We start from the raw sequence: 12,212 nt of genomic DNA, 5'->3' as shown, positions 1-12,212 counted from the left end.
CTTATCTCCAATACAGTTCGGATGCATGTCTCATTCAATCGACAAAGGCGAGGTCGTCGCCGCACGCAATATTCGCGTGCAGTTCGGTGCGGTTAAGGCACTGGATGGCGCTGAACTTGTTATCCATGAAGGCGAATGTGTCGGACTTGTCGGCCATAATGGCGCGGGCAAATCCACTATCGTCAATGTCATCAATGGCGGCCTTACCCCGCATGAAGGCAGCCTCTCCTATCACGGTGAGGCAGGCCATGGCGTGGCGACTGCCCGCAAGCACGGCATCCGCTGCGTCTTTCAGGAGCTGTCGCTCTTCCCCAATCTGACAATTGCGGAAAATGTCCGCATCATGCAGCGCGACCTTACGGGCGCGAACTGGCGCGGCAAGGCTGTTGAGCTCATTGCAAAAAAGCTCAGTGAGATTTTCCCGGGTCACAAGATCGATTGCGCGGCAACGGTTGATGAGTTGTCCATTGCCGAACGGCAGATGGTTGAAATCGCCATCAACTTTACCGCCCCCGGCACTCCGCCGAAGCTCGTCATTCTCGACGAACCGACCTCGTCGCTCGATGCAGGCATTGCTGCACAGCTGATGGCCTATGTCCGTCGCTTTGTCGGCACAGGTGGTTCGGTGATCCTCATTTCGCATATGCTCGGTGAAATCCTCTCAACATCCGACCGCATCGTCGTGATGAAGGACGGTAAGATTGTCGCCAATCGCACAGCAGGCGATTTCACAAACCGCAGCCTTGTCGAAGCGATGGGCAGTGTCGAACGTGAAAAAGCGGCACGCCGCGCGGCAAAAGCCGACACGACAGGCATAGCTGTTCTCTCTGCAAAAAAGCGTCCCCATGACAGCAAGACGTTTCAGGCTTTCAAGGGCGAAGTTATCGGCCTCGCTGGGCTTGCCGGTCATGGTCAAACCAAGATGCTACTCGATCTCTATTATGCGCGTCGGCCAAACTGGTTGCCCGCACGCAATTGCGAAATCGCCTTCGTGGCCGGTGATCGCAGCCTTAACGGCACGTTTCCGCTCTGGAGCATTCTGCACAATCTCACCATTGGTTCGCTTGATCGCCTCTCATCGCTGAAGCTTGTCGATCAGTCACGCGAAGACCAGCTTGGCGGACAGTGGAAAGACAAGATCCAGATCCGCACACCAGATATGGGCAATCGCGTTCTTTCGCTTTCAGGCGGCAATCAGCAGAAAGTGCTTTTTGCCCGCGCACTTGCCACCACTGCCAATGCCATTCTGATGGATGACCCCATGCGTGGCGTGGATGTTGGCACCAAGCAAGAAGTCTATGAAATCCTGCGCCATGAAGCAGAAAATGGCCGTACTTTTGTCTGGTATTCCACCGAAATGGACGAAATCGAACTATGTGATCGTGTCTATGTCTTCCGCGACGGTGCAATCGTGACAGAACTGGTCGGCGACGAAATCACGGAAAAGAACGTGCTTGCTGCATCCTTTGAGGGAGGACACGAATAATGCGTCTCTCCGCTTCATCTCTCCGCCTGCTTACACCGGTTTTCTCGCTTGCTTTGCTGCTGGCTGCTGTTTTCTACATGCAGCCGCGTGCCATGAGTTATACCGGCCTTAACCTGCTGTTCAATCTCGCAGTACCGATTGCACTCGCAACAATCGCGCAGATGCTCATCATGGCGGTCAATGATCTTGACCTCTCGATGGGAACCTTCGTGAGCTTCGTGGTCTGTGTAGCTGCGACCTATCTCAACACGGCTCCAGTGATTGGCGTTCTGATCCTTGCAGCAGCCATCGCAGCCTATGCTGCACTGGGTGCTATCATCCATCTGCGCAATCTGCCATCCATTGTCGTCACACTCGGCATGAGTTTCGTCTGGGGTGGCTTTGCAGTTCTGCTCTTGCCATCACCCGGCGGTCAGGCGCCTGACTGGGCACGCTGGATAATGACGACCAAGCCGCCATTTATACCTATGGCAATCGTTGCAAGCATTCTGATTGCTATTGTCACGCATTTCATCGTCATGCGCACAACCTTCGGTGTGCTTATGCGTGGCGCAGGCGGCAATGCCCGCTCCATTGAGCGTGCTGGCTGGTCGATTACCGCAATCCGCGCGGGAACCTATGCGCTTGCTGCTTTTTTTGCGGTGCTTGCAGGGATTGCGCTCGTGGGACTGACCACCTCGGCAGATGCCAATATCGCGCTGCGCTATACGCTGCTCTCCATTGCCGGTGTCATTCTTGGTGGTGGTGAATTTGTTGGCGGTCGCATTTCTCCCATTGGAGCAGTCATCGGGGCGCTGACACTTACCCTTGCTGGTTCATTCCTCTCCTTCATGCGTATCTCACCCGACTGGCAGATTGGCGCGCAGGGCGGAATCCTCATTCTCGTGCTGGCGCTTCGCCTCTTCCTCAATCGCCTCGACCGCCGGGAGAAAAAGCAATGAGCGCTGTCTCCGTTCTCACAAATCGTCCATGGATATGGTCGTTCATCGCAACCATTGCGGTCTGGGTCATCACCGTATTGTTTACGGGTGGCGCAGGTGCCGCAGGGCTTTCTCACGCGGCTTTCACCTTCGCATCGTTCTCGGTGATTGTCGGTCTCGGGCAGATGTTCGTTATCACGCTTGGTCCCGGCAATATTGATCTGTCGGTGCCTGCAACCATGACCCTTGCCGCAACATTGGCTTTGAAGCTGATGGACTCGCAAGACAGCATGGTGTTGGCAGGGCTTGCTGTTGCACTTCTGATCGGCCTTGGCATTGGCATCTGCAATTATGCGCTGATCAAGCTGCTGCGGATCCCGCCAATCATCGCAACCCTGTCGATGAGCTTTCTTATCCAGTCGACCGCCATATGGAGCAATCGCGGTCTGCGCGTCAAGCCGCCTGAAGTTCTGGCACAGTTTACCACCTCCTCTGTCTTTGGCATTCCCAATGTTGCAATCGTGGCGCTGCTCTTGTCGGTGTTAGGCTGGGCGCTACTCAAGAAAAGCATTTATGGTCGATGGATTTCAGCCATCGGGCAAAACCCCTTTGCTGCACGTATGGCAGGTGTTCCGGTTGATGGCACACGCTTCGTCACCTATCTGCTCTGCGCAGTTCTGGCTTCGCTCTGTGGCTTCCTGCTTGCCTGCTTTTCTGGTGGTGCAGCACTCAATATGGGCGCTGAATATCTTCTGATGTCGATTGCAGTCGTAATCATTGGTGGCACGGCAGTAGCAGGTGGCGATTCCAACATCCCCGGTATTTGGGGTGCCGCACTCTTCATGTTCCTCATAGTCTCAATGCTCAACACCTATGGCTTTGGTGCCGGTGTTCGTTTGGTCCTGACGGGGCTCACCATCATTGCTGTGATTTTCCTTGCCAGCAGCCGCAGGCCTGAGCGTTAACGCATGTCACCCAAAAGTGGAAACCGGTTTTGGGTGACATGCGCAAAAACAAGCGGAGAGCGCGAACGCGGTGGATACGATTAAGCGCGACACGCACTAAGCAACATTCCCCGGAGTAATTTCCTTGTCTCAAAATCATTCGATTTACGAAATTCACGATGAACGCTTCAGACAGATGTTCGTGTCGAGCGCTGGTCTTGATGAACTTTACAGCGATTGTCGGTGGGCTGAAGGCCCGGTCTGGTTTAGTGATCTGAACTGCCTGCTCTGGAGCGATATTCCCAACCAGCGTATTTTGCGCTGGGTGCCGGAAGGCGGCGTTTCTGTGTTCCGCCAGCCTTCAAATTTTGCCAATGGCAATACGCGCGACCGTGAAGGACGGCTCGTTTCCTGTGAACATGGCGGGCGCCATGTTACGCGAACGGAAGTTGATGGCAGCATTACCGTGCTTGCAGAGAGTTATCAGGGCAAGAAGCTCAACGCACCAAATGATGTTATCGTACGCTCTGACGGCACCATTTGGTTTACCGATCCGACCTACGGAATCTTGGCAGACTATGAAGGCTATAAAGCCGATCCCGAACAGCCAACGCGCAATGTCTATCGACTTGATCCTAAAAGCGGTGATCTTACTGCCGTCATCACAGACTTTGTGCAGCCAAATGGCCTCGCCTTTTCGCCCGATGAAACAAAGCTCTTTGTTGCCGACAGCGCCTATAGCCACGACGAAAAGGCACCCCGCCATATCCGGGTCTTCGATATCGTTGATGACGGCAAGCGCGTCACGGGTGGTAATATTTTCTGCACGATAGAGAACGGCCTGCCAGATGGCTTCCGCTTCGATACGGAAGGCAATCTTTGGACAAGTGCAGGCGACGGCGTGCATTGCTTCTCGCCAGAAGGCCAGCTTCTCGGCAAGATCAAGACGCCACAAACTGTTGCAAATGTCACTTTTGGCGGCCCACGTCGCAACCGACTTTTCATTGCGGCGACGAAATCGCTCTACGCGGTCTATTTGACCGTCACGGGTGCGCAGTATCCGTAGTTAAAAAAGCGGCGACTTGTCAAAAAGCTAAGTCGCCGCTGAATAATACTCAAACTAATTGATATTAAAACAGCCTTTCCACGTCCCAGCTCTAAAACTGACTAAGCGGTGCGTAATGCATATATTATTTCTATATTCAAAATGAACCGTCTTCGTTTCACGAATAGATTATGCGAATCGAATTCGGCCTGCATATCTGGAGCCAGAAATAACAATACATTCACACTTATTTAAACACGAGATGCCCCATTTAAAAGAACCGTCAATGATACGGAAAAGTTTTGAAACAAAATTGATCCAATTTGCGTGACAAAGTTAAGTAAACAGTAAAATATATGATCATTTTTACGATCATCAACAAATCATTTAAATTAGATAACTCTACTTTAGTACAACTTTTTATTAGTAATTATTTATGCTTGCGCTTAATCATTGAAACATCTCTGTCTTTTTGTTTTATCGCATTATCCGAACGCAAAACCGGTTCGCACTTTTGCTATAAATGCCCTAATTTATCTTATGCAGATTGCTTTAGTTGCAGCTGTTCGTGCCCTGGTGCGCGATAGCGAATATGGCAACCCCGTACTCCGTAATATTCGACGTCGACTTCAACACCGAAAACACTGCGAATACATTCGGCCCTTAGTACCTCGCGCGGAGTACCTAGCGCCACAATCTGCCCCTTGTTCATCACCGCGATACGATCACAGAACATCGCCGCATGGTTGAGGTCATGAAGTGCAGCAACAACCGTTAGCTCTTGACGCCTTACAAGATCGAGCAATCCAATCTGGTGACCAATGTCGAGGTGATTGGTCGGCTCATCCAGAAGCAAAATCTGAGGCTCCTGCGCCAGCGCACGAGCAATATGCACGCGCTGACGTTCACCGCCTGAAAGCGTATGCCAATACCGATTTGCCAGATGCCCCATATCCACATTGGCTAAAGCCCTTTCGACAATGACATCGTCCACATCAGACCATGGCGATAACGCGCCCAGATAGGGTGTCCGCCCAAGTTCAACGGCTTGCCGTGCAGTGATGCGATCGGTTGTGCCGGCCTGTTGCTCGACAAGCGCAAGTTTGCGCGCGATCTCGCGACGGTTGAGCTTATGGATCGGCGTACCGCACAGTTTTACTTCGCCAGCGCGACTACGACGCACACCGGAAAGCAGTGAAAGCAAACTCGTTTTTCCGGACCCATTCGGTCCGATAATGCCGAGGAACTCCCCTTCTTTCACATCAAGCGAAACATCCCGCAGAATTTCTGCACCACCTGCCGACCAGGCAACATTTTTCGTCGAAAGCATCATGATTGATCCCTCCTCTGTCCGAGCAAGAGTGCAAAGGCCGGGGCGCCGACCAGAGCCGTGATAACCCCTATGGGCAAAACCTGACCCGGAATGATTATTCGTGAAAGGATATCGGCGAGGATCATGAAGATTGCACCAATCAGTGCGGCTGTCGGCAACAATCGCCCATGGCGAACGCCAACGACCATTCGGGCTGCATGTGGAATAACCAAACCGATAAAGCCGATTGAGCCGACAATAGAAACCATGACCGCGGTCATCATGGCACTGACACCAATCAGAACCGCATAAACGCGACGCACTGGAATACCCAGCGAGGCGGCCGATTCAGAGCCGAAGGTGAAAGCATCAAGCGCCCGCGCGTGCCAAAGGCAAATTGCAAGGCCAATGATACATGCAGGAAAGGCAAGTGCCGCGTCAGGCCACCGGACACCTGACAGATTGCCAAGGAGCCAGAACATGATGCCGCGAGCTTGCTCGGCATTTGCAGCCTTCGTCACGATGAACGAAGTCAATGCGTTGAAGAGCTGAGACCCCGCGATACCTGCCAGAATGATTGCGCTGTTTCCTCGCCCTGCTCTTAGCGCCAGCAGCGAGACAAGAAGAAATGCTATGATCGCCCCTATAAACGCACCCAGCGAAAGCGAAAGAACACCAGCACCAATGCCTAGAATTGCAACGCTGACCGCACCTGTGGACGCCCCGGCGGAAATGCCCAGAATATAAGGGTCAGCCAGTGAGTTGCGCAGAAGCGATTGCAGCACCACACCGGAAAGGGCAAGTGCTGCACCACAACATGCGGCAACTACCGCACGACTGAGACGATAGCTCCAGACAATACCTTCATCTATCGGCTCAAGCGTATAGCCTGCATTCCAGACGCGGTTGGCGATTGTTTTTGCCACCACGTCCAGAGGTATGGCAGTTTCACCAATTGCAGCGCCCAGCCACAAGGCACCGAGAAGCAGGACAAGCGCCAGCGTTACGAACAGCAACCTGCCGCTCATGCCCTTGCCAAGATGAATGCCAGAGGTGGCTGCGCGCGCTATCACTTGTTGAGATCCGAAGCGGCAATATCTGCAGCAAGCGTTTCAATACCTTCGATCACGCGGAGCGAAGTGCTCATCGACTGCGCATCCATATCGAAGACATGGCCGCCTGACACGGCTGGCATCAGCTTGGTAACAGCATCACTTTCAAGGAACTGGTGCTTCACAGCAATGTCGTCGGCAGGATAACGACGGCGATCAAGCTTCGCTGCCACGATCATCGATGGGTTGGATTTCGCAATTGTTTCCCAACCGACAGTTGGCCACTCTTCTTCACTCTCGATCACATTCTTGATGCCAAGCGCGGAAAGGATATAGGCGGGAGCACCAAATTTCCCGGCCGCATACGGATCGGCATCGATCTGCGTACTGGAGAACCAGACCATCGCGGAAAGCGTACCATTGGTGGAACCAATTTTCTCACGCGCAGCAGCTTCACGAGCCTTTAAGTCCGCAACGAGCTTTTCACCGCGATCCTGCACGTTGAAGATCTCGGCAAGTTCAGTGATTTCCTGATAGACAATTTCCATCTTGAAAGGTGCCGTGCGGACGCCATCGCCGCCGCCGGAATTATCCTTGCCTACACAATCGGACGGTGAGGTGTAGGTTGGAATACCCAGTTCTTCAAATTGCTCAGGCTTACCGACAATGCCCATCGGGCCAACGTGCCACTGAAAATCAGCCGTGACGATTTCAGGCTTTTCCGCCAACACACTTTCAAAGCTTGGGTCGTTGTCCGCAAGGCGCTTGACCTTTGCATTAACTTCTTCGAAACCCTTCAGAACAGGGCCAAACCAGACCGCAGTACCGACAACTTTATCGCCAAGACCGAGGCTGTAAAGAATTTCTGCACTGCTCTGACCAACGGCCACAGCGCGCGTTGGTGCCTGTTTGAACGTAACATCGCGACCGCAATTTTTCAGCGTCAGCGGATACTGAGTTTCAGCAGCTTGTGCAGCAAAGCTACTCGCAAGAATAGCAACTGCTGAGAAGGCAACGCGAAACGACGTCTTGCCGATAAAGTTCATTTAAAACCCCGAAATGATAAGAGAGAAAGCCGTATCAAACGGCGGAAGCGATCCGGCGCGTAAAGAAGACGGACATATCCGGGGACATGAATGACGATGGGAGGCAACGTCCTGCGACGCTTAATGCTGTCATAACCAACTCTCCTGCACCGGGCATCCCCGCCCGTGACAATGGACTACGTTAGACGGCAGGTCTCCTGGCTCACAGATACTCACTGTTCATCTGCCTTCCCGAGCTGTTTGGAACAGTCTCAGTGACATGACGCTTTGAGGCATCACAAGGATGAACGGCAATCCGCTTACAGTTGCGGGGGCAGCCACGGTCTCGGTCCCTTTTGGGTCGTCCTCACCGTGTTCCCTATTAATCCCCTTCACTCTCGGTCGGGGAACCGTCGTAATTGTATTACATCGCGCTGATATAAGCGTCAAGCGAGCTGGCTCGCTTATTCAGCCCTATAAACTCGCCACATAAGACTTTTTGCTAATACGATACTGTAAGTAAAAACAAGTGATGCTGCTTGCTGGTATATTGTAATTCTCTCCTGTAGTCTCCAGATCAGTAGTCTCTGCTTGGGAAGCAGGGGTTTTTGAGGAGGGCTGTCGCAAAGGCAGCAGCAAAATGCACGCAAGTGCATTCAGGGAGGATTTATGCGTAAATGGATTCTGGCCATTTCGTCGGTGGCAGCGCTTGCAATGGCGGGTGCAGCTTCGGCTGAAGATTACAAGGTATTGGCGCCAGCAGCACCAGGCGGTGGCTGGGACCAGACAGCACGCACCATGCAGAACGTGCTTCAGGATGAAAAGATTTCCGGCAGCGTTCAGGTCATTAATGTTCCGGGTGCAGGTGGCACTATTGGCCTGGCGCAGTTCGTCAACCAGAATAAGGGCGACCCGAGCCAGCTCATCGTTGGCGGCTATGTCATGGTCGGTGCGATCCTGACCAACAATTCGCCCGTCAATCTCGACGCGATTACACCAATTGCCCGCCTCACCGGCGAATATGAAGCCATTGTCGTTCCGGCATCGTCCGACATTCAGAACCTCGGCGATCTTGTTGCCAAGCTCAAGGCTGATCCGGGCTCCGTTTCCTGGGGCGGCGGCTCGGCAGGTGGTACGGACCACATCACAGCTGGTCTTTTTGCCAAGGCCGCAGGCGTTGACCCAACCAAAGTCAACTACATTGCCTTTTCCGGTGGTGGCGAAGCGCTCGCTGCAATTCTTGGCAATCAGGTAACAGTCGGCATTTCCGGCTACGGCGAATTTGACCCACAGATCAAGGCTGGCACGCTTCGCATTATCGGTATTTCCAGCGATGAACGCGTTGAAGGCATCGACGCCCCGACCTTTAAAGAAGGTGGCGTCGACGTGTCGATCCAGAACTGGCGCATGGTCGGCGCCGCTCCGGGCATCACCGCCGAACAGGAAGCTGCCGTCAATGCAGACATCGAAAAGATGGTGAAATCTGAATCCTGGCAGAAGGCACTGGCCGACAAGGGCTGGGCCGATACCTATCTTGCAGGCGATGCTTTTAAAGAGCAGCTCAAGAAAGATGTGGCGTCCACTGAAACCATCCTCAAGGAAATCGGCCTCGTCAAATGACAGGATCTGAACAGCATGGAGAGCGCCGTTCCGCTGGAACGGCGCCAGACTACGCAGCTCTTGTCATAGCCCTAATCCTTGCTGCAATTGCTATCGCAATTGCCTGGTCCACGGCCTATGGCAACAATGTGCTGTCTTACTCACCCGTTGGGCCTAAAACAGTGCCCTATATCATTGCAGCTGGGCTATTCATCCTGTCTATCTGGACCGTAATCAGCGCTTTGAAGGGCGAGTTTCCCGAACGTGAACATCAGGAAATCGCACCTATGGCGTGGATTGTCGGCGGTCTGGTTATCCAGATGCTGACTATGAAAACCATGGGCTTTTCCATCGCGACGGGCTTGCTGTTTGCAGCAACTGCGCGCGGATTTGGCTATCGCAAATTCTGGATAAGCGTGCCGGTCGGCATCGTCTTCTCATTCGTCATCTGGTTCATTTTTGCACGCGGCCTGCAGCTATCGCTGCCATCAGGCTGGCTTGAACAATTCGTTTAAGGCGAAAGAACATGGATACAATCACTCTGCTCGCCAACGGACTACTGGTAGCCCTTGAGCCGTCAAACCTTATTTACGCGCTGATTGGCGTCACACTTGGTACGGCTGTTGGCGTGCTACCGGGCATCGGCCCAGCACTTACAGTGGCGTTGCTCCTGCCCGTTACCTATAAACTCGACCCCGCCGGTTCTCTCATCATGTTTGCCGGTATTTATTACGGCGGCATGTATGGCGGATCGACGACCTCGATCTTGCTGAATACGCCCGGAGAAAGTGCCTCCATCGTCACGGCATTGGAGGGCAATAAAATGGCCCGAGCGGGGCGCGGCGGACCGGCCCTAGCAACCGCTGCGATTGGCTCGTTCATTGCAGGCCTGATTGCAACGCTGGCCCTGGCATTCGTTGCCCCGTGGGTGGTGAAATTCGCCCTCTCCTTCGGACCTTCGGAATATTTCGCTCTCATGCTGCTTGCCTTCATGACCGTCTCGGCGGCATTTGGCGATTCCACACTGCGCGGCCTCACCTCGCTGTTCATCGGTCTGACGCTTGGCCTTATCGGCATCGATCAGCTGACCGGACAGGCCCGTCTGGTCATGGGCACACCGAACCTTCTCGATGGCATCAATGTTACCACGCTTGCAGTTGCGCTGTTTGCTATTGGTGAGACTTTGGCGGTGGTATCTAAAAAGCTAAGCCCCGACGATGAAGTCATCGCAGTCAAAGGCTCAGTCTGGATGACCAAGAATGACTGGAAGCGCTCATGGATGCCATGGCTGCGTGGAACGGCAATCGGCTTTCCGATTGGCGCCATGCCAGCGGGCGGAGCCGACGTGTCAAGCTTCCTGTCCTATTCGGCAGAACGCCAGTTCTCCAAACATCCGGAAGAGTTCGGTAAGGGCGCCATTGAAGGCGTTGCAGGTCCGGAAGCCGCCAACAACGCATCGGCTGCGGGTACACTCGTGCCGCTACTGACCCTCGGTCTGCCAACTACGGCAACGGCGGCAATCATGCTGGCTGGTTTCCAGCAATTCGGCTTACAACCGGGACCATTGCTTTTTGTCACCAATGCGCCACTGGTTTGGGGGCTGGTTGCAAGCCTTCTGGTTGCCAATCTTATGCTGCTTGTGCTGAACCTGCCACTGATCGGCCTTTGGGTGAAGATGCTCACCATTCCGCGCCACTGGCTTTATGCGGGGATTCTTGTCTTCGCTACACTGGGTACTATTGGTGCCAACGCATCGACATCAATGCTGCTTGGTCTTCCGGTATCGTTTGAGCTGGGTCTGCTTCTGGCTTTCGGTTTGCTTGGTTATGTGCTGCGCCGCTTCTCATACCCGATTGCACCGGTTGTCGTGGGCCTGATCCTCGGACCGATGGCAGAGAAAAGTCTGCGGCAGGCACTGCAGATCAGCCAGGGTAACCCGATGACACTAGTGCATTCATGGGTATCTATAACGCTGATTGCACTGGCAATCGCGGCAGTCGTCGTGCCGATGATTATGCGCCAGCGCGGCAAGGGCGAATTGCTCAAACAAATGGCAACAGACGAAGACTAGAGCATAACCCTCCCAGCGTGAAACGCGCTCAGAAAACAAAAAGCCCCGGGGAAACCGGGGCTTTATTTCAATAAACAACCGCTAGCTTAGTCGTGGATTTTACGGAACTCAGCCACATCGATGCCAAGCGTCTCAAGGTCTTTTGCCATTGGCTGATGGCCAACACGCATGGCAGCAGATGCGCGAACGGCACTACCGAATTGCGCAAAGGCACGACCGAAACGATTATTAAAGCGGGCAAACATTTTCATCTCCATCACGGACACCTTATTGGTCCGCATCCTTGAGATGGTGTTTAACAACTTCTGTTTGAAGTAACGCCTTTGCATAAGAGCCATGCAGAAACTGCATGTAACGATATTTATCCCTATTGATTGGGATCAATGAGGCTTCGGTTTTCGGCTGCCAATCTGTCCTTATCAAAGGAAGGAGAAAACCATGTCAAACACCCCTCACACGCTTGGTGAAGAGTTTCCCGGCCAATTGGTTGCCATTCACGCCCTGAAGGCAGCCGACCCGCGTTTCGCTCGCATTCTGGAGGAATATGACTCGGTCAATGACCGCATTCATCGAGCCGAAAGTAAGATAGCACCCGTCAGTCAGGAAGAGGAAACCAACCTGCGCAAGCAGCGGCTTGCACTGAAAGACACTATTGAACAAGCATTAGCCCAATAACAACAGAACTGGCCACGGCAGTGGCGGCGCTCTAAATATTTTCTGACGCGCATCTTTGTGCGAAAACCGCTACACACTTCGAG

Annotated in this window: 12 protein-coding genes and 1 riboswitch; of the genes, 8 read left to right on the top strand and 4 right to left on the bottom strand. The window is 53.4% G+C overall.

Annotation, left to right across the window (positions count from 1 at the left end; genetic code table 11):
• Positions 1-25 precede the first annotated feature (25 nt).
• The 4 genes from QSJ70_RS04340 (at position 26) to QSJ70_RS04325 (ending at position 4,416) form a co-directional block, all read left to right on the top strand.
• Entirely contained in the window at positions 26-1,486 is a 1,461-nt protein-coding gene (locus QSJ70_RS04340; protein ID WP_285534963.1) for an ATP-binding cassette domain-containing protein, read from the top strand.
• Positions 1,486-2,427 (top strand): ABC transporter permease, encoded by a 942-nt coding sequence (locus QSJ70_RS04335; protein ID WP_215776905.1) that lies wholly within the window; start codon positions 1,486-1,488, stop codon positions 2,425-2,427. The genes QSJ70_RS04340 and QSJ70_RS04335 overlap by 1 nt, the downstream gene beginning before the upstream one ends.
• The gene (locus tag QSJ70_RS04330; RefSeq protein WP_215776907.1) at positions 2,424-3,371 is read left to right on the top strand and encodes an ABC transporter permease; all 948 of its coding nucleotides are present in this window, start codon (positions 2,424-2,426) and stop codon (positions 3,369-3,371) included. Before QSJ70_RS04335 ends, QSJ70_RS04330 begins: the two co-directional genes overlap by 4 nt.
• 175 nt (positions 3,372-3,546) lie before the next feature.
• Entirely contained in the window at positions 3,547-4,416 is an 870-nt protein-coding gene (locus tag QSJ70_RS04325; RefSeq protein ID WP_285535098.1) for an SMP-30/gluconolactonase/LRE family protein, read from the top strand.
• Between the two features lie 517 nt (positions 4,417-4,933).
• Here the strand turns inward: QSJ70_RS04325 and QSJ70_RS04320 are convergent.
• The 3 genes from QSJ70_RS04320 to QSJ70_RS04310 are packed head-to-tail and all read right to left on the bottom strand — an operon-like array spanning position 4,934 to position 7,805.
• A complete protein-coding gene (locus QSJ70_RS04320) occupies positions 4,934-5,728 on the bottom strand; it encodes an ABC transporter ATP-binding protein (protein WP_215776909.1) in 795 nt (264 codons plus the stop codon).
• On the bottom strand, positions 5,725-6,735 hold the full coding sequence (locus QSJ70_RS04315; RefSeq protein WP_215779042.1) for a FecCD family ABC transporter permease: 1,011 nt from the start codon (positions 6,733-6,735) through the stop codon (positions 5,725-5,727). The genes QSJ70_RS04320 and QSJ70_RS04315 overlap by 4 nt, the downstream gene beginning before the upstream one ends.
• Before the next feature lie 41 nt (positions 6,736-6,776).
• Positions 6,777-7,805 carry an ABC transporter substrate-binding protein gene (locus QSJ70_RS04310; RefSeq protein WP_215776910.1) on the bottom strand — a complete coding sequence of 343 codons (1,029 nt, stop codon included), beginning with the start codon at positions 7,803-7,805 and terminating at the stop codon, positions 6,777-6,779.
• A 170-nt stretch (positions 7,806-7,975) separates the two neighbouring features.
• Positions 7,976-8,214, bottom strand: a riboswitch (cobalamin riboswitch).
• Between the two features lie 239 nt (positions 8,215-8,453).
• On the opposite strand from QSJ70_RS04310, the gene QSJ70_RS04305 reads away from it, so the two are divergent.
• The 3 genes from QSJ70_RS04305 to QSJ70_RS04295 are packed head-to-tail and all read left to right on the top strand — an operon-like array spanning position 8,454 to position 11,454.
• Positions 8,454-9,404 carry a Bug family tripartite tricarboxylate transporter substrate binding protein gene (locus QSJ70_RS04305; protein ID WP_007879642.1) on the top strand — a complete coding sequence of 317 codons (951 nt, stop codon included), beginning with the start codon at positions 8,454-8,456 and terminating at the stop codon, positions 9,402-9,404.
• The gene (locus QSJ70_RS04300; RefSeq protein ID WP_112806840.1) at positions 9,401-9,898 is read left to right on the top strand and encodes a tripartite tricarboxylate transporter TctB family protein; all 498 of its coding nucleotides are present in this window, start codon (positions 9,401-9,403) and stop codon (positions 9,896-9,898) included. Before QSJ70_RS04305 ends, QSJ70_RS04300 begins: the two co-directional genes overlap by 4 nt.
• Positions 9,899-9,909: 11 nt before the next feature.
• Entirely contained in the window at positions 9,910-11,454 is a 1,545-nt protein-coding gene (locus QSJ70_RS04295) for a tripartite tricarboxylate transporter permease (protein ID WP_285534958.1), read from the top strand.
• A gap of 86 nt (positions 11,455-11,540) precedes the next feature.
• Here QSJ70_RS04295 and QSJ70_RS04290 read toward each other — a convergent pair whose 3' ends face one another.
• Positions 11,541-11,699 carry a hypothetical protein gene (locus tag QSJ70_RS04290; RefSeq protein ID WP_215779136.1) on the bottom strand — a complete coding sequence of 53 codons (159 nt, stop codon included), beginning with the start codon at positions 11,697-11,699 and terminating at the stop codon, positions 11,541-11,543.
• Between the two features lie 193 nt (positions 11,700-11,892).
• Between QSJ70_RS04290 and QSJ70_RS04285 the strand changes: the two genes are divergently transcribed.
• The gene (locus QSJ70_RS04285) at positions 11,893-12,129 is read left to right on the top strand and encodes an HP1242/YdcH family protein (protein ID WP_007879653.1); all 237 of its coding nucleotides are present in this window, start codon (positions 11,893-11,895) and stop codon (positions 12,127-12,129) included.
• The last annotated feature ends 83 nt before the right edge of the window (positions 12,130-12,212 follow it).

The organism is Brucella sp. NBRC 12950, from assembly GCF_030268145.1.
Classification (GTDB): Bacteria; Pseudomonadota; Alphaproteobacteria; order Rhizobiales; family Rhizobiaceae; genus Brucella.
This window is presented reverse-complemented; position numbering and strand designations above follow the sequence as displayed.

Excerpts from the sequence above, each read along its gene's own strand:
- QSJ70_RS04285 (WP_007879653.1), top strand. The coding sequence starts at position 11,893 with ATGTCAAACACCCCTCACACGCTTGGTGAAGAGTTTCCCGGCCAATTG.
- QSJ70_RS04330 (WP_215776907.1), top strand. The coding sequence starts at position 2,424 with ATGAGCGCTGTCTCCGTTCTCACAAATCGTCCATGGATATGGTCGTTC.
- QSJ70_RS04300 (WP_112806840.1), top strand. The coding sequence starts at position 9,401 with ATGACAGGATCTGAACAGCATGGAGAGCGCCGTTCCGCTGGAACGGCG.
- QSJ70_RS04305 (WP_007879642.1), top strand. The coding sequence starts at position 8,454 with ATGCGTAAATGGATTCTGGCCATTTCGTCGGTGGCAGCGCTTGCAATG.
- QSJ70_RS04325 (WP_285535098.1), top strand. The coding sequence starts at position 3,547 with ATGTTCGTGTCGAGCGCTGGTCTTGATGAACTTTACAGCGATTGTCGG.
- QSJ70_RS04310 (WP_215776910.1), bottom strand. The coding sequence starts at position 7,805 with ATGAACTTTATCGGCAAGACGTCGTTTCGCGTTGCCTTCTCAGCAGTT.
- QSJ70_RS04290 (WP_215779136.1), bottom strand. The coding sequence starts at position 11,699 with ATGTTTGCCCGCTTTAATAATCGTTTCGGTCGTGCCTTTGCGCAATTC.
- QSJ70_RS04320 (WP_215776909.1), bottom strand. The coding sequence starts at position 5,728 with ATGATGCTTTCGACGAAAAATGTTGCCTGGTCGGCAGGTGGTGCAGAA.
- QSJ70_RS04315 (WP_215779042.1), bottom strand. The coding sequence starts at position 6,735 with ATGAGCGGCAGGTTGCTGTTCGTAACGCTGGCGCTTGTCCTGCTTCTC.
- QSJ70_RS04340 (WP_285534963.1), top strand. The coding sequence starts at position 26 with ATGTCTCATTCAATCGACAAAGGCGAGGTCGTCGCCGCACGCAATATT.
- QSJ70_RS04295 (WP_285534958.1), top strand. The coding sequence starts at position 9,910 with ATGGATACAATCACTCTGCTCGCCAACGGACTACTGGTAGCCCTTGAG.
- QSJ70_RS04335 (WP_215776905.1), top strand. The coding sequence starts at position 1,486 with ATGCGTCTCTCCGCTTCATCTCTCCGCCTGCTTACACCGGTTTTCTCG.